Origin of the sequence: Streptomyces sp. NPDC090445 (genome assembly GCF_044769385.1) — a bacterium.
In the GTDB taxonomy this organism is placed as follows: domain Bacteria; phylum Actinomycetota; class Actinomycetes; order Streptomycetales; family Streptomycetaceae; genus Streptomyces.
This window is the reverse complement of record NZ_JBIVXV010000004.1, coordinates 238,471-260,657: the sequence shown is the minus strand read 5'-3', so window position 1 is coordinate 260,657 and position 22,187 is coordinate 238,471. Positions and strand designations below refer to the sequence as shown.

The following is a 22,187-nucleotide window of genomic DNA, read 5'->3' as shown; positions in this document are numbered from 1 at the left end:
GACACAGGCACCGGCACCGTACGAGAGGTAAGGCGGAAGTAGTGCAGGAACAGGACGACCTGATCACCCGGGCCCAGGCGTGGCTGGCCGAGGACCCGGACCAGGAGACGGCGGACGAGCTGGCGCGGATCATCGAGGCGGGCGACACCGCCGAGCTGGCCGACCGGTTCTCCGGCACCCTCCAGTTCGGCACCGCCGGGCTGCGCGGCGAGCTCGGCGCCGGCCCGATGCGGATGAACCGCTCCGTGGTCATCCGGGCCGCGGCGGGCCTCGCCGCGTACCTGAAGGCCGAGGGCCACGCCGGCGGCCTGGTCGTGGTCGGCTACGACGCGCGCTACAAGTCCGCGGACTTCGCCCGCGACACCGCCGCCGTGATGACCGGCGCGGGCCTGCGCGCCGCCGTCCTGCCCCGTCCGCTGCCCACGCCCGTCCTCGCGTACGCCATACGGCACCTGGGTGCCGTCGCCGGCGTCGAGGTGACCGCGAGCCACAACCCGCCCCGGGACAACGGCTACAAGGTCTACCTCGGCGACGGCTCCCAGATCGTGTCCCCCGCGGACACGAAGATCGCGGCCGAGATCGACCGCGTGACGACGCTCGCGTCCGTCCCGCGCCCCGACTCCGGCTGGGAGGACCTCGGCGACGAGGTCCTGCAGGCCTACCTGGCCCGTACGGACGCCGTCCTGACCCCCGGCTCCGCCCGGGGCGTGCGGACCGTCTACACGGCCATGCACGGCGTCGGCAAGGACGTCGTCCTGGCGGCCTTCGCCCGGCACGGCTTCCCCGAGCCGGTGCTCGTCGCCGAGCAGGCGGAGCCGGACCCGGCCTTCCCGACGGTGGCGTTCCCGAACCCGGAGGAGCCGGGCGCCATGGACCTGGCCTTCGCCAAGGCCGCCGAGGTCCAGCCGGACATCGTCATCGCGAACGACCCGGACGCCGACCGCTGCGCCGTGGCCGTCCCCACCGCGGACGGCTGGCGGATGCTGCGCGGCGACGAGGTCGGCGCGCTGCTGGCGGCCCACCTGGTGCACAAGGGCGCGACCGGCGTCTTCGCCGAGTCGATCGTCTCCTCCAGCCTCCTGGGCCGGATCGCTGAGGCGGCCGGCGTCGGCTACGAGGAGACCCTGACGGGCTTCAAGTGGATCGCCCGCGTCGACGGCCTGCGCTACGGCTACGAGGAGGCGCTCGGCTACTGCGTGGACCCGGAGGGCGTCCGCGACAAGGACGGCGTCACCGCCGCCCTGCTGGTGGCGGAGCTGGCCTCGGAGCTCAAGGAGCAGGGCCGCACCCTGACCGACCTGCTGGACGACCTGGCGATGGCCCACGGCCTGCACCACACCGACCAGCTGTCGGTCCGCGTGGAGGACCTGTCGGTCATCGCGAACGCGATGGCCGCACTGCGCGCCGAGCCCCCGGCCTCCCTGGCGGGCCTGCGCGTGGTCTCCGCCGAGGACCTGAACCAGGGCACGGCCACCCTCCCGCCCACCGACGGCCTGCGCTACTACCTGGAGGGCGACTACAAGGCCCGGGTGATCTGCCGCCCGTCCGGCACGGAGCCCAAGCTGAAGTGCTACCTGGAGGTCGTCGTCCCGGTGGCCGAGGCCTCCGACCTCGACGCCGCCCGGGTCCGCGGCCAGGAGATCCTGGACGCGGTCAAGAAGGACCTCTCGGCGGCCATGGGCCTCTGAGCCGCAGCACTGCCCGCTGACGCGGACGGGCCCCGGACCACCGGTCCGGGGCCCGTCGGCGTTCGTCAGGCCGCCTGCAGCCAGCCGGTGAGGGCGGACCAGGAGGCGGGGGCGAGGTCGAGGATCGGGCCGCCCTCGACCTTGGAGTCCCGGACGTGGACGACGTGGGGGCAGGCGGCCACCTCGACGCACTGGCCGCCTTCGTCGCTGCTGTGACTGGAGATGCGCCAGGGGGCGGAGACCTCGACACAGGCCCCGCCCTCGCTGCCGCTGTGGCTGGACTTCCGCCAGTCGTAGGCGACTTCGAGGCACTGGCCTCCCTCGCTGCCGCTGTAGCTGGACTTGAACCACACGAGTTCGGTGCTCATGAATCTCCTAGCAGCCGGTCCAACAGGCCCTTGGTCGCTGTCACGTTGAGGGCCTGGGACCGCAGCATCGCATACTTCTGCGTGAGGATGCTGACCTCGTTCGGGTCGCGTACGAGGAGGCTGCCACGCTGGGTCTCGGAGTAGGCGAGGTGCTGGAACTCGGGCGTCTCCAGGAGGGTGAAGGGGCCGTCGAGCCCGGCGTGGGTGGTGATCCCCAGCGGCAGCACCTGAACCGACAGGGACGGCAGGTCCGCACACGCCCGCAGATGCCGAATCTGCTCCCGATACACCTCGTCCCCACCGATCCGGTCCCGAAGAGCTGGCTCCCAGATGACGAACGACAAGGTCGGCGGCACGGGCCGACGCAGTATCTCTTGACGCTTCATCCGCCGCGCCGTCTGGAGCTCGACCTTCACCTCCCCCACGTACGGGACGCGGCAGGCGAGTACCGCGCGGGCGTAGGCCTCGGTCTGAAGCAGGCCAGGCACGATCACCGTGTCGAACCAGGACAGCGCGAGGGCTTCGCGCTCCCGCTCGAAGTACTCCTCGGCCCAGGCCGGGATCATGTCGACCTCCGGCATCCGCAGGGCGGCGACGGCGAGCATTCCGGGGAGTCCGAGGGCCCGGTCCATCCGCTCGGCAACGTCGGGCATCAGGACGCGCCGGCCCTGCTCGATGGAGGCGATGGTCTCCGTGTCCATGTTGACCAGGTCGGCGAGTCCGCTCTGGGTGAGCTTCTTGGCGATCCGGCCGGTGGCGACCTGTTAGCCGATCATCTTCATCGCGGTGGCGTTGGGCCGGGGCGGCCTCTTCCTCGGTGGCATACGCGTGCACTGCCACCCAAGCCCACGCCTCACACCCGCGCCGACCCGTACTCATCGATGAGTACGGGTCGGCGCACTACCCTGCCGGGTTATATCTCGAACGGGCCTGCGACCGGACTGGGCGGCCGCGCAAAGCCGACGGCGGTTCGGCAGCGCCCCGAAGGGGCGGGGGGAACTGCGCGCTCAGCCGGACGGCGCGGGCGTCGGGCTCGGGACCGAGCGGACCAGTTCGCCCAGCGTCGGCACCGACTCCGGGCGGGAGCGGACCGTGTCCGTGCACTCCCAGGCGCGCGGCGGGTCCGCGTCCGGCCCGCCGAGGACCACCGGCCCGGGGCCGGCCGACACGGTCTCGCTGCCCGCGAGGGTGCACACCACCTGGGCCAGGGCCACCGGCAGCAGGTCTTCCGGCTTCTTGCTGAGCCGGACCGTTCCCGCCGGGTCGCCCGGCCGGGTCGGGGCGACGGTCAGCCCGCCCGGGACGACGCTGGTGAAGCCCGCGTCGCGCTCCTCCTGTGAGGGCTCCCGCTCCAGGGCTTCCAGCAGCGCCTCGGCCGCCAGCAGCGCGGGGGCGCCCGTCGGCTTCTTCTCGGCTATGGGGACGACCCGCTCGACGCCGACCAGCTGCGAGCCGCACACCAGCTCCACGGTGGCCCGGAAGCCCTGTGCGCTGCCCTGCTGGGCCGGTATGTCGCAGGACACCCGGGAGGGCGCCGGGCCGACGTCGACCGGCACGGTCGTGGCCCGGATGCCGCAGCCGGCCGTGAGGGACGCGAGGCCCCACAGCACCGCGGCCGCGGCGGCCGCCCTACGCGTTCTCGTCGCCACCGGCGATCACCTTCCCCACGTCCACCGGCAGCCGCAGCGTGAACAGCGCGCCGCCGCCCTCGGCGTTCGCCGCGGTGATCTCGCCGCCGTGGATGTGCGCGTTCTCCACGGCGATGGACAGGCCGAGGCCGCTGCCGTCCGACTTCGGGCGGGAGGCGCTGGCCTTGTAGAAGCGGTCGAAGACGTGCGGCAGCACCTCTTCGGGGATGCCCGGCCCGTTGTCCCGTACGGCGATGACGAGCCATTCGCCGTCGACGCGCACCGAGACCCGCACCGGCGAGCCGCCGTGCTTGAGGGCGTTGCCGATGAGGTTGGCGAGGATGACGTCGAGGCGGCGCGGGTCGAGGCGGGCCACGATGCCGCGCTCGGCGTCGAGTTCGACCGCGTCGAGCCAGGCCCGGGCGTCGATGCAGGCGGTGACCTGGTCGGCGACGTCGACGTCGTCCAGGACGAGTCGGGCCGTCCCCGCGTCGAAGCGGGTGACCTCCATCAGGTTCTCCACCAGGTCGTTCAGCCGCCGCGTCTCGCTGACGACCAGCGTGACGGCGGGCGCGATCATCGGGTCGAGGTCGTCGATCTCCTCCTCCAGCACCTCGGCGACCGCCGTGAGGGCCGTGAGCGGCGTGCGCAGCTCGTGCGACATGTCGGCGACGAAGCGGCGGCTGGCCTCCTCGCGCGCGCTCATGTCGGCGACCTTCTTCTCCAGGGCCTCCGCGGTCCGGTTGAAGGTCCGTGACAGGTCGGCGAGTTCGTCGGTGCCGGAGACGTCGAGCCGGTGGTCGAGCTCGCCCTCGCCGAGGCGGCGGGCGGCCTCGCCGAGCCGCTGGACGGGCCTGAGGACCGTACGGGCCGCGGCCTGGGCGAGGAGCGCGGAGCCGAGCAGGGCGAGCCCGGTCGCGATGGTCAGGGACCAGCCGAGCGCGTTGAGGTCGTCGCGCTCCTGGGCGAGGGACTTGTACATGTAGCCGGTGGGGCCTCCGCCGACGATCCGGGTGCCGCCGACCAGGTACGGGTTGCCGTTCGGCTTCGTGCGCTGCCAGTACATGTGGTACTCGGATCCGCTCGCCGCGGTCGGCTTCTGCCGGTCGTTGACGGCCCGCTGGAGGCTCTCGGGGACGTCCTCCAGCCGGAAGGAGTCGGGGCCTGCGGCGCCGAACACCATGCGGTGGTCGGCGCGTTCGTCCACGAGCAGCACGCTGTACCCGGGGCTGCTGCCCGCCATCAGGTCGGCGGTGCGCTGGAGTTCCTCGGGGGTGGGGTCGGCGGGCAGGGCGGCCGCCCGCAGCTGCATCTCCTGCCGGAAGTCGCCGAGGGCCGCGTCCTGGGTACGGGTGAGCACCGCCTCGCGGTTGAGCCAGTAGGCGATGCCGGACGCGGACACCGCGGCCGCCAGCGCGACGAGGGAGAACACCATGAGGAGCCGCAGCCGCAGGCTGGTCCAGCGTCGGCCCGCGAACAGAGCCTTGATCACTGCGGGGAGTCCAGGCGGTAGCCGACACCCCGTACGGTGCGGATGAGGGTGGGTGAGGAGGGCACTTCCTCGACCTTGGCGCGCAGCCGCTGGACGCAGGCGTCCACGAGCCGCGAGTCGCCGAGGTAGTCGTGCTCCCAGACCAGCCGCAGCAGCTGCTGCCGCGACAGGGCCTGCCCGGGCCGGCGGCTGAGCTCCAGCAGCAGCCGCAGCTCGGTCGGCGTCAGCTGGAGGTCCTCGCCGTTCTTCGTCACCGTCATCGCGGCCCGGTCGATGACCAGGGACCCGAAGACGGCGGAGTCGTTGGCCTCGCGCTCGCCGCGGCGCAGCACGGCCCGGATCCGGGCGTCGAGCACCCGGCCCTGGACCGGCTTGACGACGTAGTCGTCGGCGCCGGACTCCAGGCCGACCACCACGTCGATGTCATCGCTGCGCGCGGTGAGCAGGATGATCGGCAGCTGGTCGGTGCGGCGGATCCGCCGGCACACCTCGAAGCCGTCGATCCCGGGCAGCATCACGTCCAGCACGATCAGGTCCGGCCGCTGCTCGCGGAGCAGCTTCAGGCCGTCCTCGCCCGTCGCCGCGGTGGCCACACGGTGGCCCTGGCGGGTCAGGGAGAGTTCGAGGGCCGTGCGGATGGCGTCGTCGTCCTCGATCAGCAACAGGAAAGGCACGGCCACATTCTGTCCCATGTGCGGTTGGTAGTTCGACCGTCGGGCACGAGGCGTTCTCGCCAGGGTGGCTGTGACAGGCCTGTGACAGTCGACGGACACCCCGGTTAAGTCCGCCGTGCAGTCTTTAACCAACGCACCGAGCAGGACGCGGAAACCAGAAACCGAAAGCAGACTCCACGACGGGGGGCGCGGGATGAACACGCTGCACAGCACCACCACCAGCGCGGTTGTCACGCGGCTGCACGATGTGAGCCGCCGGGCAGGCGCCCGTTCGGTGACGGTCGCCCGTCCCCGGCAGGCGCACACGGTGGCCATCGACGCGAAGACGTACCGGCCGGCCGTCCCGGTTCCGGCTGCGCTGCCCGAGCCGCGGCTGTCCTCCGACTCGGAGGCGGAGTTCACGGCGTACGTCCGGGAGCGGCGCGCCGCGCTGTACGCGACGGCCTTCCACCTGACCGGCGACCGGTACGAGGCCGAGGACCTGCTGCAGAGCGCGCTGTTCTCCACGTACCGGGCCTGGGACCGGATCAGCGACAAGGCGGCCGTCGGCGGCTACCTGCGGCGCACGATGACGAACCTGCACATCAGCGCCTGGCGCCGGCGCAAGCTGAACGAGTACCCGACGGAGGAGCTGCCGGAGACGGCGACCGACACGGACGCCATGCGCGGCACGGAGCTGCGCGCGGTGCTGTGGCAGGCGCTGGCCCGGATCCCGGAGCCGCAGCGCACGATGCTGGTGCTCCGCTACTACGAGGGCCGGACGGACCCGGAGATCGCGGAGATCCTCGGGATCAGCGTCGGCACGGTGAAGTCGAGCATCTGGCGCTCGCTGCGCCGCCTGCGGGACGACGAGGCGCTGAGCTTCGGCCGCGACGAGGCGGAGTCCTTCGAGGAGCTCGTCGCGTAACACGCGGAGCCCATCACAGAGCCAATGGCCGGGGGGCCGTCCTACGGGGGTGGGGCGGTGGCCATGGGGGGAATGCGCGGGATCAGTCGGTCGGGGGTCCGACTGATCCCGCGCACCTTTTTGTTTTCGCCTGCGGGCCCGTCTGCGGGTTTGTTTTCGGCTGCGGGCCCGTCTGCGGCCGGCCGCGCGGGTCCCCGCGCCCCTTCGGGGGCGCTCAGACCGCGGCGGTGGCGCTCGGCGAGCGGTGGCGGCCGGCGGCCGCGGCCGCGAGGCGGCCCAGGGCCTCGTCCCGGTCGCAGGGGTGGGCGCCGAGGGCGACGTGCCGGGCGACGATGCCCCGCTCGGCCCGCATCAGGCGCAGGCCGCGCCGCAGCAGGAACAGCACCGACTTGCGGCCCTCGCGCAGATCGCGCAGCAGGCGGCGGCGGAACGTGGTGGACGGGCGGCCGCGCAGGCAGAGGGCGTCGGCGAGCAGCCCGAGCTCCTGGCAGCGGGCCGCGATGTCGGCCGCGAAGATCCCCTCGGCGATGAACAGCGGGGTCCGGGAGATGTCGAAGGTCTCCGTGCCGGTCCGCGACGAGGTGGCGATGTCGTAGACGGGGACCTCGGTGCGGCCGGTGCGGCACAGCTGCGCGATGGACTCGACGGCGACGTCGGCGTCCCACGACAGCGGGGAGTCCCAGTCGATGTCGGAGCTTCCCTCGACCAGGGGGAGGGTCGGGTCGTCGCCCTCCTTGTAGAAGTCGTCCAGGCGCAGGACCGGCAGCCCGGAACGGGCGGCCAGCGAGGACTTTCCGGAACCTGAAGGTCCGGTCAACAGGACGACACGCGTAGGCAAAGGAGAGGAGGCGCTCACGGAACACCAGTCTGACGCATTCCCCCGCGCGTGGGATGCCATCCGGTGCCCGTTGGTATCGAGGATCACACCTCCACTACGCTGCGTGCACACGCGAACACGACCACAAGGGATCCCCATGGCACGTCACGCAGCCCCCGGTACCTCCTCCGCACTGCGCTCCGCGGGCCTCACGGTCTCCATGGCCGGCGCGGCCCTCGCGATGGCCGCGGGCGGCGCCCAGGCGGGCGAGCTGTCCGTTCCGGCGGCCGTCGCCGGGGTCGTCGACCCGATCGCGAACCTCAAGGTGAACCCGCTCGCCCGGACGGGCGTGGACCCGCTGGACAACGGCATCGCCACGAAGGTGGCGGACTTCCCGTCGGTCGGCACCGGCATGGTCACCGGCGCCCTCACCCAGGGCCCGTCGGTCGCCGAACTCCCCGACGCAGCCGCGGGCTCCCTCCTCGGCCCCCTGACCGGCGGCAAGTAGGCCCGGCCCCGGCTTTCGCCCGGCCCGAAGCCCCCGCCGGCGAGTGCGCCCCCGGAGGCGAACCGAGCCCGAAAAAGGCGGCGACCCCGGCAGCACGGGGGTTGCTGCCGGGGTCGGTTCGTGGGGCTGCCTCAGTAGGCGGAGCCGGACGCGCCGAGCGAGCCCGTGGGGTGCCAGACCGTCTTGGTCTCCAGGAACGCCGTCATGCGGGCCGTGCCCTGGTCGCCGGTCCAGTCGTCCACAGGCTGTGGACGCAGGACGCGCTTCAGGTTGTCGGCGGCGGCGATCTCCAGCTCCTTGGCGAGGGCCGCGTCGGCACCCGCCAGGTCGATCGCGTTGACGTCCTGGTGGGCCGCCAGGTGCGGGCCCATCTCGGACGCCTTGCCGGACAGGATGTTGACGACGCCGCCCGGCAGGTCGGAGGTGGCCAGCACCTCGCCCAGGGACAGCGCCGGCAGCGGGGCCTTCTCGCTGGCGATGACGACGGCGGTGTTGCCCGTCGCGATCACCGGGGCGATCACGGAGACCAGGCCCAGGAAGGACGAGGCCTGCGGGGCGATGACCGTGACGACACCGGTCGGCTCGGGGGTGGAGAGGTTGAAGTACGGGCCCGCGACCGGGTTGGCCCCGCCCACGACCTGCCCGATCTTGTCGGTCCAGCCCGCGTACCAGACCCAGCGGTCGATGGCCGCGTCCACGACCGCGGCGGCCTTGGACTTCGACAGCCCCTCGGCCTCGCCGACCTCGCGGACGAACTGCTCGCGGCGGCCCTCCAGCATCTCGGCGATGCGGTAGAGGATCTGGCCGCGGTTGTAGGCGGTCGCGCCGGACCAGCCGCCGAAGGCCTTGCGGGCCGCGACGACCGCGTCACGGGCGTCCTTGCGGGAGGACAGCGGGGCGTTGGCCAGCCAGTTGCCCTTGGAGTCGCTCACCTCGTACACCCGGCCGCTCTCGGAGCGGGGGAACTTGCCCCCGACGTACAGCTTGTAGGTCTTGAAGACGCTCAGACGGTTCTGCTCAGACATCGAGGTAAGCCTCCAGGCCATGGCGGCCGCCCTCGCGGCCGAAGCCCGACTCCTTGTAGCCGCCGAAGGGCGAGGTCGGGTCGAACTTGTTGAACGTGTTGGCCCAGACGACACCGGCGCGGAGCTTGTTCGCGACCGCGAGGATGCGCGAGCCCTTCTCCGTCCAGATGCCGGCGGACAGACCGTACTGGCTGTTGTTGGCCTTGGCCACGGCCTCGTCCGGCGTGCGGAAGGTCAGCACGGACAGCACCGGGCCGAAGATCTCGTCGCGGGCGATGGTGTGCGCCTGGCTGACGTTCGTGAAGAGCGTCGGGGCGAACCAGTAGCCGGCGGACGGCAGCTCGCACGCCGGGGACCAGCGCTCGGCACCCTCGGCCTCGCCGGTGTCCGCGAGGGCGGTGATCCGGGCGAGCTGCTCGGCGGAGTTGATCGCGCCGATGTCGGTGTTCTTGTCGAGCGGGTCGCCCAGGCGCAGGGTGCTCAGGCGGCGCTTGAGGGAGTCCAGCAGCTCGTCGTGGATCGACTCCTGGACCAGCAGGCGGGAGCCGGCGCAGCAGACCTGGCCCTGGTTGAAGAAGATGCCGGTGACGATGCCCTCGACGGCCTGGTCGATGGGGGCGTCGTCGAAGACGATGTTGGCGCCCTTGCCGCCCAGCTCCAGGGTGAGCTTCTTGTCCGTGCCGGCGACCGTGCGGGCGATCTCCTTGCCCACGGCGGTGGAGCCGGTGAAGGCCACCTTGTTGACGTCCGGGTGGGCGACGAGGGCCGCACCCGCGTCCCCGTAGCCGGGGACGATGTTGACGACACCCTTGGGCAGGCCCGCCTGACGGCAGATGTCCGCGAAGAACAGGGCGGACAGCGGGGTCGTCTCGGCGGGCTTGAGGACCACGGTGTTGCCGGCGGCCAGCGCCGGGGCGATCTTCCACGCCAGCATCAGCAGCGGGAAGTTCCACGGGATGACCTGGCCGGCGACGCCCAGCGGGCGCGGGTTCGCGCCGTAGCCGGCGTGGTCGAGCTTGTCGGCCCAGCCCGCGTAGTAGAAGAAGTGCGCGGCGACCAGCGGGAGGTCCGCGTCGCGGGTCTCCTTGATCGGCTTGCCGTTGTCGAGGGTCTCCAGGACGGCCAGCTCGCGGCTGCGCTCCTGGATGATCCGGGCGATGCGGAAGAGGTACTTGGCGCGCTCGGAGCCGGGCAGCACGGACCACTTCTCGAAGGCCTTGCGGGCGGCCTTGACGGCGCGGTCGACGTCCGCGGCGCCCGCCTCGGCGACCTCGGCGAGGACCTCCTCGGTGGACGGCGAGACGGTCTTGAAGACCTTGCCGTCGGCGGCGTCGGTGAACTCACCGTCGATGAAGAGGCCGTACGAGGGGGCGATGTCGACGACCGAGCGGGACTCGGGAGCCGGGGCGTACTCGAATACAGATGCCATGGTGATCAGTCCACCGTCACGTAGTCGGGACCGGAGTAACGGCCGGTGCTCAGCTTCTGGCGCTGCATCAGCAGGTCGTTGAGCAGGCTGGAGGCGCCGAAGCGGAACCACTCGTTGGTCAGCCAGTCCGCGCCCGCGGTCTCGTTGACCAGGACCAGGAACTTGATGGCGTCCTTGGTGGTGCGGATGCCGCCGGCCGGCTTCACGCCGATCTGGATGCCGGTCTGCGCCTTGAAGTCGCGGACGGCTTCGAGCATGAGCAGCGTGTTGGCGGGGGTGGCATTGACGCCGACCTTGCCGGTGGAGGTCTTGATGAAGTCGGCGCCCGCGAGCATGCCGATCCAGGAGGCGCGGCGGATGTTGTCGTACGTCGACAGCTCGCCGGTCTCGAAGATGACCTTGAGGCGGGCGGCCGTGCCGTCCGGGCGGACGCAGGCCTCCTTGACGGCCTTGATCAGCTCGTACGTCTCCAGGTAGCGGCCGGCGAGGAAGGCGCCACGGTCGATGACCATGTCGATCTCGTCGGCGCCGGCGGCGACGGCGTCACGGGTGTCGGCGAGCTTGACCGGCAGCGCGGCGCGGCCGGCGGGGAAGGCGGTGGCGACGGACGCGACCTTCACGTCGGCGCCGTGCAGCGCGGCCTTGGCGGTGGCCACCATGTCCGGGTAGACGCAGACCGCGGCGGTCATGGGCGTCGTACGGTCGATGGGGTCGGGGTGGACGGCCTTGGCGGCGAGCGACCGGACCTTGCCCGGGGTGTCGGCACCCTCGAGCGTGGTCAGGTCGATCATCGAGATGGCCAGGTCAATGGCGTACGCCTTGGCCGAGGTCTTGATCGAACGGGTACCGAGGGCGGCCGCGCGGGCCTCCAGGCCGACGGCGTCCACGCCGGGCAGCCCGTGCAGGAACCGGCGCAGCGCACTGTCGGACGTCGTCACGTCGGCGAATGCGGGGGTGGTGGGCATGGTCACCACACGAGCATATCTACGCGCGTAGCGGCCTGTCACCCCCCTCCGGTGCACATCTGTGCGGAGAGGGGCCCATTCGGGCGGGGAGGGGTGCCGGGCGCGACCGCGGGCCGGAAGCGGAATGTGCTGGTCACAGCCGTTACACGGCCATGACAGGAATCCCACGCTCCGGCTGCACAAGATCCGTAGATTTCTTTTCAGCAGCCCGCCAGAACTCACCGGTTCACAGCCCGACAGAGAAACCGCGGCATGCGACTCTCCCACCTCTCCGCGACACAGCTTCCAGGAGTCGTTATGCGTACCGCCGTCCGTACCTCGATCGTCACCGCCGCCCTCGCCGGGGCGCTGCTGGCCCCCGCCGCGGCCGGCGCGGCCGGCGCGTTCGCCGCCCCGGCCGGCGCACACGGTGCGACCTCGGTGTACGGAACCGTCTCGGACAACGACCGGTACGCGGGCGAGCCCGTCTACATCGGCGGGGGTCTGGTCGCCGTGCTGCGGAACAAGGCGGAGGGCCCCGAGGCCTGGATCCGGTTCGCGGGCTCGCAGTGGAAGCCCGGCGACGCCTACATGGCCCACCTGCTCACGGTCCTGAACCGGACCCACCTCAGCGACACCGCGAACGGGCTGCTCCTCTCCCTCACCGGGGCGGACACCTCCGCCCCGGTGCTGACCGTCACCAAGGACGGGGCCACCGCGTCGTACCCGCTGCCGAAGGCCGGAACCCCGGAGGCGCCGGCGGCGGCCCCGGAGGCCCCCGCCAAACCGGCCCCGGAAAACCCGAAGTCCCCCGAAGCCCCCGAGGCCCCGAAGACCCCGAAGACCCCGACGGCCCCGACGGCCCCGACGGCCCCGACGTCGACGGTCACGGACCGCAACGACGGCGCGGTCGTGCTCGGCGCCGACGTGAAGCCGCAGACGGTTGCGCAGACGGTGGTCGTGCCGCAGGGCGCGGTCGCCGCGGGCGCCGAGATCTCCGCCGAGGACACCGACAACAGCACCACCCTGGCTGCCGGCGGCGGCCTGATCGCGATCCTCGCCGCGCTCGGCGCGGCCCGGATCGCCCGCAGCCGCGCCGCCCGCGACCGCGCCTGACCCACACGCCGGCCGGCCTCCCGGCCGGCCCACCGGACGGGAGGCACGCCCCGCGCGCCTCCCCGCACCACCCGCATCACCCGCATCACCCGCACCGCCTCACAACAACGGCACCACCAGCACCACTGGCACCACCGGCACCACTTCAGAACGTCCCGGCCCTCCTCAGGCCACACCGCACCACCCACACCCCATCCGGCGGGCCGCCCCAGTGGCGGCCCGCCGGGCCGTTTCCCGGAGCACCCCCATGGCCCACCGCCCGCGCCCGCCGCGCGCCGCCGCCCTCCTCGGGCCGGCCGCCCTGCTCTGCCTGGCCGCGCTGACCGGCTGCGCCGGCGCCCCGGCCGCCCCGGCCACGCCCCCGCCGCACATCGCGGCGGCGTCGGCGGCGCCCGCGCCCGCGGCCTCCGCCGACGGCGGCACCCCTGCTGCCGGGCCGCCTGCGGCCGCCCTGCCCGCCTCCGAGCCGGTCCGGGTGCGGATCCCGGCGGCCGGCGTGGACACCGGACCGCTGCTCGCGCTGGGACTGGAAGCCGACGGCACGATCGAGGTGCCCTCCGTCGCCGAGGCGGACCGGATCGGCTGGTACACCAAGGGCGTCACGCCCGGGCAGACCGGCCCGGCGGTGCTGATCGGGCACTTCGACACCGCCCGCGGCCCGGCCGTCCTGCGCAACGTGTCGCGGATCCGCACCGGCGACGAGATCACCGTGGACCGGGCGGACGGCAAGGCCGCCGTCTTCCGCGTCCGGGAGCTGGAGCAGGTCGGCAAGAAGAGCTTCCCGACCGCCAAGGTCTACGGGAACACCGCCGGCCCGGAACTGCGGCTGATCACCTGCGGCGGGGAGCTCACCGACGGCCACCGCCCCGACAACATCATCCTGTACGCCGATCTCGTGGGCTGAGACGCGGTGAGGCAGAATCGGGCGCATGAGCAGCCAGCAGCCCGATGACGAGCCGGTCTACGACGACCGGGTCTACCGCTCCCCCATGGCCGTGGTCACAGGGGTCCTGCTGCTGGCCCTGATCGCATGGCTGTGCGGGGACGCCCTGGTGCGCGGATCGGGCGGCGCCCGCTGGTTCGCCGCGGCGATCGCCCTGGGCGCCGTGCCGCTGACGGTGGCGTTCACCATCCGCCCGGCCGTCTTCGCCAACGAGAACCGGATGCGGGTGCGCAACCCCTTCCGGGTCATCGAGCTGCCGTGGGGCGCCGTGGACGCGGTCCGGGCCGGGTACTCCGCCGAGGTGCTGGCCGAGGGGGCGAAGTACCAGCTGTGGTCGGTGCCCGTCTCGCTGCGGGAGCGGAAGAAGGCGAACCGGCAGCAGCTCAGCCGCCGCGGCGGGCTCTCCGGCAAGGGGATGACAGGTCGGGGCAAGGACGCCGGCGGGACGGACGGCGCCGCGGCGCCCGCCGAACCGCAGCGGGCGCACGCGGACCAGGTGGTGGATGAGCTGCGCGAGCTGGCCGAGCGCGGTGCCTCGCGGGCCGGGGCGCAGGGCAGTGTGCGCGTGCGCTGGTCGTACGAGATCATCGCGCCGGCCGTCGTGGGAGCCGTGCTCCTGATCGTGCTGCTCGCCCTCCGTTAGACCGCCTTTCCGGTCACGTCGGCTGCGGCTCACCAGCCCAGGGGCTCCTTGTCGGTGCACAGGGCCCAGATGATGAACACGGCCACCGCGATGACGACGAGCGACCACAGCGGCTGATAGGGCAGCCACAGGAAGTGGACGATCACGGTCAGCGAGGCCAGGACGATGGCGGCGATCCGTGCCCAGTTCGCCCCCTTGAGCAGGAAGATGCCGACGATCAGGACCACGATCCCGAGGATCAGGTGGATCCAGCCCCAGCCGGTCAGGCTGAACTTGTAGATGTAGTCGCCGATGCGGGTGTAGAAGATGTCGTCCTGGGCGATGGCGGAGATGCCTTCGATGATCGCGAAGACACCGTTGACCACCATCAGGATGCCGGCGAGCACCGTGCCGCCGGTCGCCCAGGGGTGTGGGGCGCCGGGTTTGCCCGCGGCTGCGGGCGTGGGGGTGGTCGTCATCGCGCCACCTCGCCTCTCGCTCGAATGGGTGGGGGCCATTCGAGCGTGCGGTCCGCCTGCCCGCCCGGCGACCGGCAGTGGGCCGAACGGGTGACGTCCCGCCCAGCCCCCGCCTCGGATCCCGCAGGCCGGCCGGACGTTCGTGCCGCTCTCGCCGTCGGCCGGGACCATGCCGAGGACCACGCCGAACCCGGTAGCCCCGGTGTTTTCATCCGATCGGCTTCTCATCAGTCCCCACCGGCCGGGGCATTTCGGAACCGAAACCACCACTCACTGCGTCCTCGCCTGTGTGCAGCGTCATGAGGTCGGCCCCCGCGCCGCCACCGCCATACACCTGCGGCTCCGGCTCCTCGGCGGGGGCCTGCTGGTCGCCCATCTGCTCCTCGTCGGCTGGCTCACCCTGCGCCCCCTGGACGTGCCCTGGGCTGCTGCCGCCAACCTGACCCCCTTCGAAGGAATCAGGGCCGATCTCGCACGCGGGCCGCTGGCGGCCGCCCGCCGGATCGGCGAGGGCATGACGCTACTCGCCCCCCTCGGTGTCCTGCTGCCCCTGGCCGGCGGGAGCCTGGCGCCCTCGCCGCTCGCCGCGTGGTCCTCGCTGGCGCGGACGGCCGCTGCGGGCGCGCTGGTGTCGATCGGCATCGAGATGCTGCAGAGCGCCGTCCCGGGCCGGGTCCCCGACGTGGACTCGGTGCTGCTGAACACGCTCGGCGTGGTGCTGGCGCACGCGGTCGTCGTACCGGCGCTGCGGGCGCGGCTGCGGCGCTCGCAGCAGGCCCGGAATTCACGGCTCCCTCAGGGATCCACCCCGAGAATTACCAGGGTCGGGCTGGGACCCTGGACCGACGTTCTGTCAGCGGTGCCGCGGGAGTATTGAGGCATCGCGGGAAACCCCCGCGCATGCGACAGAGGAGACCCCATGAGCGCCCTTACGCGCCCCCGTGACGGCCGTTGGATCGGCGGCGTCTGCGCCGGCCTGGCGCGCCGATTCGGAATTTCCGCGAACACGATGCGGCTGATATTCGTCGTCTCGTGCCTGCTGCCCGGCCCGCAGTTCCTGATCTACCTGGCGCTGTGGCTGCTGCTGCCGAACGAGAAGCCCTCGTCCGCCGCCTGGTGACCTCGCCCGGGCGACCCTCCGCCGGCCCGCGGTCGGGCCGCCGGCCCGTCGGCCCGTGGTCAGGGCCCGTGGTCAGGGCCTGCGGTCAGCCGGTGCGGCGGACCTTCTCCAGCTGCTTGTCCGTCACCTCGTGCGGAACCTGGGCCTTCTGCCCCGCGCCCGCCACGTTGAGGGCCATCAGCCGTACGACGGTGTCGCCCTGGCGTACGACGACCACGTGGACCTGGGCCGAGACGCCCTGGGCGGAGGCGGTCGTGGTCCAGCTGACGGCGTCGTCGCCGGTGGTCCGGTAGTCGGTCGCCCGCACGTCGCGGTAGCTGCCGCTCTGCTTCTCGACGGTGGCCGTGAAGCCCGTACCGCAGGCGGCGACCGCGTCCTTGAGGCGGGTGACCAGCGCCTTCGCGTTGCGTTCGGCGTAGGAGCTGACGGAGGCGGAGACGGCGAGCCCGACCTCCCTCTGCGAGCCGATCCCGCGGTTGACGGTCTCGCGCGCGGCCGGGTCCGGCTCGTCGCCCATGATGTCGGCGAGCGGCTGGCAGGCCTTGCGATCGGCCTGGGGCTGGCCGTCGGGGGCGTTCGGGTTCTTGGCCTGCGCCGAGACCTGGTAGCCGGGCAGGTCGCCCTGTGCGAGGGCGGCGCGCTCCAGCCTCGTTCCGCCGGTCTTCGCCGGGGCTGCGGCGCCGGACGGGGATCCGGCGTCCGGGGAGCCCGCCGGTGTCCCGGCCGGGGCGGAGCCCTTCGGGTCCGGGGCCTTCCCGCCCGCGGGGGCGTCCGTACCGCAGCCGACGGCGCCCAGCAGGAGGGCGGGCAGCAGGGCGGCGCCGGCCGCTCGGGCCGTGCTTCGGGGCATCAGGCGCATGACCGGTGACCTCTCCCCCGGCTGCCGCCGGGCGGTACCCCCGCCCGTACGTCGGCGGGCGGTTGGCGGGGATCCTGGCACACGGCGCCGCGCGGCGCACACCCGGTCGAACCGGCGTGCGCCCCGCGTGCGCGCGTACGAACCGTCACGGGTCCCGGGGTGGATCAGGCGGGGACCGGACGGAGATCGGGCTGGGATCGGGCGGGGGTCAGGAGCCGCCGAGGGCGCCGACCGGCAGGCCGCCGACCAGCGGGCCGACGGTGTCGGTCAGCTGGGTCACCGCGGCGCCCGGGTCGCTGGCGTCCTGGCCGCCCGGCCTCACCTGCTGCTGGCTGGTGAGGCCCTGGAGCGCGCCGGTCGCGGTGCCCAGCGCGTCGGTGACGCCGATGGCGGGGACTGCGGCCGAGGCGGTCCCGGCCGCGACGGCGGCGAAGGCGGCTCCGAGGGCGGCGACACCGAGGGTCTTGGCAGCTGACTGCTTCATGAAGGTAAGTCCTTGGGACGGGGGAATCGGGCGGCTCCGCAACCTAGCCACTCGAAACCGCCGCCCGCAAACATCCTCAAATACGAGAAAGCGCCCGCGGATTGTGTCCCGCGGGCGCTTTCCTCCGGTCAGGCCGTGGCCTAGGCCGAAACAGAACCGCTGGTGGAAGAGGTCTGCCGGAACAGCCATTCCGACTTCAGCTCGGCATATCCGGGCTTGATCACGTCGTTGATCATGGCCAGTCGTTCATCGAAAGGAATGAACGCGGACTTCATGGCATTGACGGTGAACCACTGCATGTCGTCGAGCGTGTAGCCGAAGGTGTCGACCAGGTGCTCGAACTCGCGGCTCATGCTGGTGCCGCTCATCAGCCGGTTGTCGGTGTTGACCGTCAGGCGGAAGTGCAGCTTGCGCAGCAGGCCGATCGGGTGCTCCGCGTACGAGGCGGCCGCGGCGGTCTGCAGGTTCGACGTCGGGCACATCTCCAGGGGGATGCGCTTGTCCCGCACGTACGAGGCCAGCCGGCCCAGCTTCACGGAGCCGTCCTCGGCGACCTCGATGTCGTCGATGATCTTCACGCCGTGGCCGAGGCGGTCCGCGCCGCACCACTGCAGCGCCTGCCAGATCGACGGGAGGCCGAAGGCCTCGCCCGCGTGGATCGTGAAGTGGTTGTTCTCGCGCTTGAGGTACTCGAACGCGTCGAGGTGGCGGGTGGGAGGGAACCCGGCCTCGGCGCCGGCGATGTCGAAGCCGGCGACGCCGTTGTCGCGGTAGCGGTTGGCCAGCTCCGCGATCTCCAGGGCGCGGGCGGCGTGGCGCATCGCGGTGAGCAGGGCGCCCACGCGGATGCGGTGGCCGCTCTCCCGCGCGCGGCGCTCGCCCTCGCGGAAGCCGTCGTTCACGGCCTCGACGACCTCTTCGAGGGTGAGGCCGGCCTCCAGGTGCTGCTCCGGCGCGTAGCGGACCTCGGCGTAGACGACGCCGTCCTCGGCGAGGTCCTCGGCGCACTCGGCGGCGACGCGGAACAGCGCCTCCTTGGTCTGCATGACGGCGCAGGTGTGCGCGAAGGTCTCCAGGTAGCGCGGCAGGGAACCGGAGTCGGCGGCGTCGCGGAACCAGACGCCCAGCTTGTCGGCGTCGGTCTCGGGGAGCTTGTCGTAGCCGACCGCGCGGGCCAGCTCGATGATCGTCCCGGGGCGCAGGCCGCCGTCGAGGTGGTCGTGCAGCAGCACCTTCGGGGCGCGGCGGATCTGTTCCGGGGTGGGCAGTTCGGTGGTCTGGCTCGTCATCTGCGCACTCTAGCGCCTACGCGCGTAGAGCTGTGGCAGGGCGCCCGTCCGATATCCAACAGAGACCGTACGGACGGGTCGCGTACACCTGTCAGTCTGAGACTGTTCCGCCATGTCTCATGATGCGTCTCATGATGCGCCCCCGGCGCGCGGGGCCCGCCTGGGGCGGGCGGCCGGCGCGCACGGCCCGGTCTCCACGGTCAGCGGGGTCGTCCTCCTGCTCCCCGGGGCGACCCGGTGGCCCCCCGGCCCGGTACGGCCGCTCGCCCGCGCCCTGGCCCGGGCGGGCGGGGCGGAAGGCCTGGTCACGCACACCGTGGCGTACGGCGGGGAGGGCCTCCGGGAGGAGGACGCCCGGTGGGCTGCGGACGAGGCGGTGCGCCGCTACGGCGACGTGCCGGTCTGCCTCGCCGGCCATGCGGCGGGGGGCCGCGCGGCGCTGCTCGCCGCGGGCCACGAGGCCGTCAACTCGGTCCTGGCGCTCGCGCCTTCGCTGGACGAGGCGGCCGGACCGGAAACACCTGAACCGGTGAAGCAGCTCTCCGGCCGGCAGGTGCTGATCGTGCACGGCACGAACGACGCGCGCAGCGCCCCCGAGGCATCGTTCCGCCTCGCGGCACGGGCGAAGAAGGCCAACCGGGCGACGTGCCGCTTCGAGGTCCACTCCGACGGCCACCGGTTACGGGACCACCAGGCGGAAGTCGTGGCGCTGTCCGTGGATTTCGTCCTCGGGGCCCTGTTCACGGGCCGGTACTCGCGGCCCGTGACGGACGCCCTGGCGGCCCCGCCGCCGCTGGGCCTGCGGATGCCGCTCGCCTCCGGGTTCGGGCGCTCGCTGCGGGGTTGAGGAGGGCCCCCGGCGTTAAAGTGAGAAGTGGACTCGGGGCCCACCTCCGCACCCGTTCGGGAGGCGATGGGGCATGACCATCGTGCGCAGGAACTTCGACGACGCCGACGAGACGCGTCCGTTCGCGGACGGCAAGGGCCGACTGGACGTCATCCAGGCCGATGGCGGGCCCGTCGGCCGCGCCGTGTTCGAGCCGGGCTGGCGCTGGTCCGAGCACATCAAGCCGCTCGCCGGCACCGACAGCTGCCTCTCCGCGCACACGGGGTACGTGGTCAGCGGCCGGATGCACGTCGTCATGGACGACGGGGAGGCCGACGACTACGGTCCCGGCGACTTCATGCAGGTGTCGCCGGGCCACGACGCCTGGGTCGTGGGCGACGAGCCGTGCGTCGCCGTCGACTGGACCGGTTTCGGCGACTACGCGAAGGCGGCCGGCGGCTGAACCCGCGCGCCTTCGATCGTCTGCGGCCCGGTTGTGGCTGATCGCGCAGTTCCCCGCGCCCCCTTCGGGGCGCTGCCGGACCGCCGTCAGGAGGCGGGCGTCTCCTGGGCGGGTGCGTGCCATTCGGGGATCAGCCGGCCGCGCCGGGACAGCAGGAACCGCTTGAACTGAGCCACCGGAGGCGTGTCGGGGTGGCCGTCGAGCCAGGCGACGCCGATCTCGCGGACCGCCCGCGGGGCCGTCACCGTCAGCTCGACCACACCCGGGCGGGGCACCGCCGGCGGCGGCAGCAGGGCCACGCCGAGGCCGGCCGCGACCAGCCCGCGCAGGGTCTCGGCCTCCTCGCCCTCGAAGGCGACCCGGGGGCTGAACCCGGCCTCGGCGCACAGGTCGTCGGTGATGCGGCGCAGCCCGTAGCCGGGCTCCAGGGTGACGAAGGCTTCCTCGGCGGCCTCGGCGAGGCGGATGCGCTTGCGGGTCGCGAGGCGGTGGTCGTCGGGGACGACCAGGCGCAGCCGCTGCTCGTCCAGCCTGCGGGCCACCAGGTCGGGGGCGTCCGGGAGGGGTGAGGTCAGGCAGAGGTCGAGCTCACCGGCCCGCAGCCGCTCCAGCATCGCCTCGCCGTAGTTCTGGACCAGGGAGAAGCGGACGCCGGGGTGGTCGGCGCGGAAGGCGCGGATCAGGCCGGGTACCGTCTCGGGGCCGAGGGTGTGCAGGAAGCCGAACGCCACTTTGCCGTGGGCGGCGTCGGCGTCGTGCTGGACGGATCCGGCGGCGCGGGCGATCTCGGCGAGCGCCTTCTCCGTCGAGGCGAGGAAGGTCCGGCCGGCCGTGGTGAGCGCGACGGTACGGCCCGTGCGGGCGAACAGCGCGACGCCCAGGTCCTGTTCGAGGCGGACCATGGCCCGGGACAGGGTGGACTGCGGGACGCCGAGCTCATGGGCGGCGCGGGTGACGTGCTCGTGCCGGGCGACGGCGGCGAAGTACGCCAGCCGCGGGGCCAGCAAAGCTGTCACGGCCATGTCTTCTTCGTAACGGTTCATTGACATGCACCCCTCTGAGCTCTGCTGATGCACCAGCGGATCGATTATCGCGATTTTGTGCATTGGACGCATGAAACGGGCCGGGTCTACGGTCGTGGCATGCCTCCCGTTCATACCGGGGCACCCGTGATCACGGGTGCCTCCACCCCGTCGTCCCCGCAGGAAACCCCGTCGTCCCCGCAGGAAACCCCGGCCCCGCAGGCCCACGCCCCCGGCCGGCCCGGCTACCGCCGGATGAGCCTCGCGCTCTTCGCCGCCGGACTCGCGACGTTCGCCCTCCTCTACTCCACGCAGGCCCTGCTGCCCGCCGTCTCCGAAGGCTTCGGGGTGACGGCCGGTCAGGCCAGCTGGACCGTCTCCGCGGCCACCGGCGCGCTCGCCCTCTTCGTCCTGCCGCTCAGCGCGCTCTCCGAGCGCTTCGGCCGGACCCGGATGATGACGGTGTCCATGGCCGTCGCCGTCGCCGTCGGGCTCCTCGTGCCGTTCGCGCCGAACCTGGAGTGGCTGGTGGCGCTGCGCGCCGTCCAGGGCGCGGCGATCGCCGGCATCCCCGCCTCCGCGATGGCGTACCTGGCGGAGGAGGTGCAGCCCAAGGCCCTCGTGGGCGCGATCGGCCTGTTCGTGGCGGGCAACTCCATAGGCGGCATGAGCGGCCGCCTCGTCACCGGCTGGGCGGCCCAGGCCTGGGGCTGGCGGGCCGGCCTGCTGGCCGTCGGCGCGATGGCGCTGGCCTGCGCGGTCGCCTTCTGGGTGCTGCTGCCGCGGGCGCGGTTCTTCCGCCCGGCCTCGCTCGACCCGCGCGCGGTGGGCGCCGCCGTCGCCGGGCACCTGCGCAATCCGCTGCTGCTGCGGCTGTACGGGATCGGCGCCCTGTTCATGACCGTCTTCGGCGCCGTGTACACCGTCATCGGCTACCGCCTCGTCGACGAGTTCTCCCTCGGCCAGGGCGCGATCGGCTCGATCTTCCTGATCTACCTGGTCGGTACGGCCTCCTCCGCCGCCGCGGGGCAGCTGGTGGCCCGGATGGGGCGGCGCGGCGCGCTGTACCTGGCGGTGGCCACCACCGCCCTGGGGCTGCTGCTGTCGCTGGCCGACTCGGTGGCCGCGATCACCGCCGGGCTCGTCCTGATCACCGCGGGCTTCTTCGCGGGCCACGCCGTGGCCTCCGCCGCGGTCAGCCGGACCGCCGTGACGGGCCGCGCGCAGGCCTCCGCGCTGTACCAGTCCGCGTACTACCTCGGCTCCAGCGCGGGCGGCACGCTGGGCGCGCTCGCCTACCACTCCGGGGGCTGGGCGGCCACGGCCGGGATCGCGCTGCTGGCGGTGCTGGGCGTCGTGTCGATCACCCTGTACGGCTCGCACGCGGCCCGGGCGGAGCGGCGGCTGGTCGCGGCGCGCTGAACCCGCGCCGCGCACCGGGCGGTTTCCGCGCCGGCGGTTTCCGCGCCCGCCGTGTCCGCGCC

25 protein-coding genes are annotated in these 22,187 nt (G+C 72.8%); 11 read left to right on the top strand and 14 right to left on the bottom strand.

The window, feature by feature from the left end:
- The first annotated feature begins 41 nt into the window (after nt 1-41).
- Entirely contained in the window at nt 42-1,688 is a 1,647-nt protein-coding gene (locus ACIQUT_RS12065) for a phospho-sugar mutase (protein ID WP_403562058.1), read from the top strand.
- Nucleotides 1,689-1,753: 65 nt separating this feature from the next.
- Here the strand turns inward: ACIQUT_RS12065 and ACIQUT_RS12060 are convergent, their stop codons facing one another.
- The 5 genes from ACIQUT_RS12060 to afsQ1 all read right to left on the bottom strand — a co-directional run bounded on the left by ACIQUT_RS12060 (nt 1,754) and on the right by afsQ1 (nt 5,850).
- Nucleotides 1,754-2,056: a DUF397 domain-containing protein gene (locus tag ACIQUT_RS12060; RefSeq protein WP_403562056.1), complete on the bottom strand. Its 303-nt coding sequence runs from the start codon at nt 2,054-2,056 to the stop codon at nt 1,754-1,756.
- Entirely contained in the window at nt 2,053-2,757 is a 705-nt protein-coding gene (locus ACIQUT_RS12055) for a DUF5753 domain-containing protein (RefSeq protein WP_403562054.1), read from the bottom strand. Before ACIQUT_RS12055 ends, ACIQUT_RS12060 begins: the two co-directional genes overlap by 4 nt.
- Nucleotides 2,758-3,063: 306 nt before the next feature.
- Nucleotides 3,064-3,705: a hypothetical protein gene (locus ACIQUT_RS12050; RefSeq protein ID WP_403562052.1), complete on the bottom strand. Its 642-nt coding sequence runs from the start codon at nt 3,703-3,705 to the stop codon at nt 3,064-3,066.
- On the bottom strand, nt 3,686-5,275 hold the full coding sequence (locus tag ACIQUT_RS12045) for a sensor histidine kinase (RefSeq protein WP_403562503.1): 1,590 nt from the start codon (nt 5,273-5,275) through the stop codon (nt 3,686-3,688). The genes ACIQUT_RS12050 and ACIQUT_RS12045 overlap by 20 nt, the downstream gene beginning before the upstream one ends.
- Entirely contained in the window at nt 5,173-5,850 is a 678-nt protein-coding gene (gene afsQ1 / locus ACIQUT_RS12040) for a two-component system response regulator AfsQ1 (protein ID WP_179177120.1), read from the bottom strand. The genes ACIQUT_RS12045 and afsQ1 overlap by 103 nt, the downstream gene beginning before the upstream one ends.
- A 193-nt stretch (nt 5,851-6,043) precedes the next feature.
- Between afsQ1 and ACIQUT_RS12035 the strand changes: the two genes are divergently transcribed.
- Nucleotides 6,044-6,757 carry a SigE family RNA polymerase sigma factor gene (locus tag ACIQUT_RS12035; RefSeq protein WP_403562050.1) on the top strand — a complete coding sequence of 238 codons (714 nt, stop codon included), beginning with the start codon at nt 6,044-6,046 and terminating at the stop codon, nt 6,755-6,757.
- A gap of 214 nt (nt 6,758-6,971) precedes the next feature.
- On the opposite strand, the gene ACIQUT_RS12030 is transcribed toward ACIQUT_RS12035, so the two are convergent.
- A complete protein-coding gene (locus ACIQUT_RS12030) occupies nt 6,972-7,655 on the bottom strand; it encodes a uridine kinase (RefSeq protein WP_403562047.1) in 684 nt (227 codons plus the stop codon).
- 76 nt (nt 7,656-7,731) lie between these two features.
- Here ACIQUT_RS12030 and ACIQUT_RS12025 point away from each other — a divergent pair, with 76 nt between their 5' ends.
- Entirely contained in the window at nt 7,732-8,082 is a 351-nt protein-coding gene (locus tag ACIQUT_RS12025) for a hypothetical protein (protein ID WP_403562045.1), read from the top strand.
- A 131-nt stretch (nt 8,083-8,213) separates the two neighbouring features.
- On the opposite strand, the gene ACIQUT_RS12020 is transcribed toward ACIQUT_RS12025, so the two are convergent.
- Genes ACIQUT_RS12020 through deoC form a run of 3 tightly spaced genes read right to left on the bottom strand, consistent with a single transcriptional unit; the run spans nt 8,214 to nt 11,501 of the window.
- On the bottom strand, nt 8,214-9,107 hold the full coding sequence (locus ACIQUT_RS12020; protein WP_403562043.1) for an aldehyde dehydrogenase family protein: 894 nt from the start codon (nt 9,105-9,107) through the stop codon (nt 8,214-8,216).
- Complete coding sequence (locus ACIQUT_RS12015) at nt 9,100-10,536, bottom strand: aldehyde dehydrogenase family protein (protein ID WP_403562041.1); 1,437 nt, start codon at nt 10,534-10,536, stop codon at nt 9,100-9,102. The genes ACIQUT_RS12020 and ACIQUT_RS12015 overlap by 8 nt, the downstream gene beginning before the upstream one ends.
- Before the next feature lie 5 nt (nt 10,537-10,541).
- Nucleotides 10,542-11,501 (bottom strand): deoxyribose-phosphate aldolase, encoded by a 960-nt coding sequence (gene deoC / locus ACIQUT_RS12010; RefSeq protein WP_403562501.1) that lies wholly within the window; start codon nt 11,499-11,501, stop codon nt 10,542-10,544.
- A gap of 297 nt (nt 11,502-11,798) precedes the next feature.
- Here deoC and ACIQUT_RS12005 point away from each other — a divergent pair, with 297 nt between their 5' ends.
- The 3 genes from ACIQUT_RS12005 (at nt 11,799) to ACIQUT_RS11995 (ending at nt 14,182) form a co-directional block, all read left to right on the top strand.
- Nucleotides 11,799-12,596, top strand: coding sequence for a hypothetical protein (locus ACIQUT_RS12005; protein ID WP_403562039.1), 798 nt, complete (start codon nt 11,799-11,801; stop codon nt 12,594-12,596).
- Nucleotides 12,597-12,843: 247 nt separating this feature from the next.
- Nucleotides 12,844-13,500, top strand: coding sequence for a class F sortase (locus ACIQUT_RS12000; RefSeq protein ID WP_403562037.1), 657 nt, complete (start codon nt 12,844-12,846; stop codon nt 13,498-13,500).
- 25 nt (nt 13,501-13,525) lie between these two features.
- Nucleotides 13,526-14,182 carry a PH domain-containing protein gene (locus tag ACIQUT_RS11995; protein WP_403562035.1) on the top strand — a complete coding sequence of 219 codons (657 nt, stop codon included), beginning with the start codon at nt 13,526-13,528 and terminating at the stop codon, nt 14,180-14,182.
- A 29-nt stretch (nt 14,183-14,211) separates the two neighbouring features.
- Here the strand turns inward: ACIQUT_RS11995 and ACIQUT_RS11990 are convergent, their stop codons facing one another.
- On the bottom strand, nt 14,212-14,640 hold the full coding sequence (locus tag ACIQUT_RS11990; protein WP_403562033.1) for a hypothetical protein: 429 nt from the start codon (nt 14,638-14,640) through the stop codon (nt 14,212-14,214).
- Between the two features lie 289 nt (nt 14,641-14,929).
- Between ACIQUT_RS11990 and ACIQUT_RS11985 the strand changes: the two genes are divergently transcribed.
- On the top strand, nt 14,930-15,517 hold the full coding sequence (locus ACIQUT_RS11985; RefSeq protein WP_403562031.1) for a VanZ family protein: 588 nt from the start codon (nt 14,930-14,932) through the stop codon (nt 15,515-15,517).
- Nucleotides 15,518-15,559: 42 nt separating this feature from the next.
- A complete protein-coding gene (locus ACIQUT_RS11980; RefSeq protein ID WP_403562029.1) occupies nt 15,560-15,760 on the top strand; it encodes a PspC domain-containing protein in 201 nt (66 codons plus the stop codon).
- 85 nt (nt 15,761-15,845) lie between these two features.
- On the opposite strand, the gene ACIQUT_RS11975 is transcribed toward ACIQUT_RS11980, so the two are convergent.
- The 3 genes from ACIQUT_RS11975 to ACIQUT_RS11965 all read right to left on the bottom strand — a co-directional run bounded on the left by ACIQUT_RS11975 (nt 15,846) and on the right by ACIQUT_RS11965 (nt 18,392).
- A complete protein-coding gene (locus tag ACIQUT_RS11975) occupies nt 15,846-16,610 on the bottom strand; it encodes a hypothetical protein (RefSeq protein WP_403562027.1) in 765 nt (254 codons plus the stop codon).
- A 217-nt stretch (nt 16,611-16,827) separates the two neighbouring features.
- Entirely contained in the window at nt 16,828-17,103 is a 276-nt protein-coding gene (locus tag ACIQUT_RS11970) for a hypothetical protein (protein ID WP_403562025.1), read from the bottom strand.
- A gap of 140 nt (nt 17,104-17,243) precedes the next feature.
- Nucleotides 17,244-18,392 carry an adenosine deaminase gene (locus ACIQUT_RS11965; RefSeq protein WP_403562023.1) on the bottom strand — a complete coding sequence of 383 codons (1,149 nt, stop codon included), beginning with the start codon at nt 18,390-18,392 and terminating at the stop codon, nt 17,244-17,246.
- Between the two features lie 112 nt (nt 18,393-18,504).
- Between ACIQUT_RS11965 and ACIQUT_RS11960 the strand changes: the two genes are divergently transcribed.
- Nucleotides 18,505-19,239 carry an alpha/beta hydrolase gene (locus tag ACIQUT_RS11960; RefSeq protein WP_403562021.1) on the top strand — a complete coding sequence of 245 codons (735 nt, stop codon included), beginning with the start codon at nt 18,505-18,507 and terminating at the stop codon, nt 19,237-19,239.
- Between the two features lie 73 nt (nt 19,240-19,312).
- Nucleotides 19,313-19,681, top strand: a complete 369-nt coding sequence (locus tag ACIQUT_RS11955) for a cupin domain-containing protein (protein ID WP_403562019.1) — start codon at nt 19,313-19,315, stop codon at nt 19,679-19,681.
- Nucleotides 19,682-19,767: 86 nt separating this feature from the next.
- Here ACIQUT_RS11955 and ACIQUT_RS11950 read toward each other — a convergent pair whose 3' ends face one another.
- Entirely contained in the window at nt 19,768-20,724 is a 957-nt protein-coding gene (locus ACIQUT_RS11950; RefSeq protein ID WP_403562017.1) for a LysR family transcriptional regulator, read from the bottom strand.
- Nucleotides 20,725-20,823: 99 nt separating this feature from the next.
- Here ACIQUT_RS11950 and ACIQUT_RS11945 point away from each other — a divergent pair, with 99 nt between their 5' ends.
- Nucleotides 20,824-22,125 (top strand): MFS transporter, encoded by a 1,302-nt coding sequence (locus tag ACIQUT_RS11945; RefSeq protein WP_403562015.1) that lies wholly within the window; start codon nt 20,824-20,826, stop codon nt 22,123-22,125.
- Nucleotides 22,126-22,187 lie beyond the last annotated feature (62 nt).

Bases quoted from the DNA above. Each gene is read 5' to 3' on its own strand.
- ACIQUT_RS11980 (WP_403562029.1), top strand. From the start codon at position 15,560: ATGAGCGCCCTTACGCGCCCCCGTGACGGCCGTTGGATCGGCGGCGTC.
- ACIQUT_RS11950 (WP_403562017.1), bottom strand. From the start codon at position 20,724: ATGAACCGTTACGAAGAAGACATGGCCGTGACAGCTTTGCTGGCCCCG.
- ACIQUT_RS12030 (WP_403562047.1), bottom strand. From the start codon at position 7,655: ATGGCATCCCACGCGCGGGGGAATGCGTCAGACTGGTGTTCCGTGAGC.
- ACIQUT_RS12035 (WP_403562050.1), top strand. From the start codon at position 6,044: ATGAACACGCTGCACAGCACCACCACCAGCGCGGTTGTCACGCGGCTG.
- ACIQUT_RS12005 (WP_403562039.1), top strand. From the start codon at position 11,799: ATGCGTACCGCCGTCCGTACCTCGATCGTCACCGCCGCCCTCGCCGGG.
- ACIQUT_RS11955 (WP_403562019.1), top strand. From the start codon at position 19,313: ATGACCATCGTGCGCAGGAACTTCGACGACGCCGACGAGACGCGTCCG.
- ACIQUT_RS12020 (WP_403562043.1), bottom strand. From the start codon at position 9,107: ATGTCTGAGCAGAACCGTCTGAGCGTCTTCAAGACCTACAAGCTGTAC.
- ACIQUT_RS11970 (WP_403562025.1), bottom strand. From the start codon at position 17,103: ATGAAGCAGTCAGCTGCCAAGACCCTCGGTGTCGCCGCCCTCGGAGCC.
- ACIQUT_RS11990 (WP_403562033.1), bottom strand. From the start codon at position 14,640: ATGACGACCACCCCCACGCCCGCAGCCGCGGGCAAACCCGGCGCCCCA.
- deoC (WP_403562501.1), bottom strand. From the start codon at position 11,501: ATGCCCACCACCCCCGCATTCGCCGACGTGACGACGTCCGACAGTGCG.
- ACIQUT_RS12015 (WP_403562041.1), bottom strand. From the start codon at position 10,536: ATGGCATCTGTATTCGAGTACGCCCCGGCTCCCGAGTCCCGCTCGGTC.
- ACIQUT_RS11995 (WP_403562035.1), top strand. From the start codon at position 13,526: ATGAGCAGCCAGCAGCCCGATGACGAGCCGGTCTACGACGACCGGGTC.
- ACIQUT_RS11975 (WP_403562027.1), bottom strand. From the start codon at position 16,610: ATGCCCCGAAGCACGGCCCGAGCGGCCGGCGCCGCCCTGCTGCCCGCC.
- ACIQUT_RS11945 (WP_403562015.1), top strand. From the start codon at position 20,824: ATGCCTCCCGTTCATACCGGGGCACCCGTGATCACGGGTGCCTCCACC.
- ACIQUT_RS12000 (WP_403562037.1), top strand. From the start codon at position 12,844: ATGGCCCACCGCCCGCGCCCGCCGCGCGCCGCCGCCCTCCTCGGGCCG.
- ACIQUT_RS12060 (WP_403562056.1), bottom strand. From the start codon at position 2,056: ATGAGCACCGAACTCGTGTGGTTCAAGTCCAGCTACAGCGGCAGCGAG.
- ACIQUT_RS11965 (WP_403562023.1), bottom strand. From the start codon at position 18,392: ATGACGAGCCAGACCACCGAACTGCCCACCCCGGAACAGATCCGCCGC.
- ACIQUT_RS11960 (WP_403562021.1), top strand. From the start codon at position 18,505: ATGTCTCATGATGCGTCTCATGATGCGCCCCCGGCGCGCGGGGCCCGC.
- ACIQUT_RS12025 (WP_403562045.1), top strand. From the start codon at position 7,732: ATGGCACGTCACGCAGCCCCCGGTACCTCCTCCGCACTGCGCTCCGCG.
- ACIQUT_RS12055 (WP_403562054.1), bottom strand. From the start codon at position 2,757: ATGGACACGGAGACCATCGCCTCCATCGAGCAGGGCCGGCGCGTCCTG.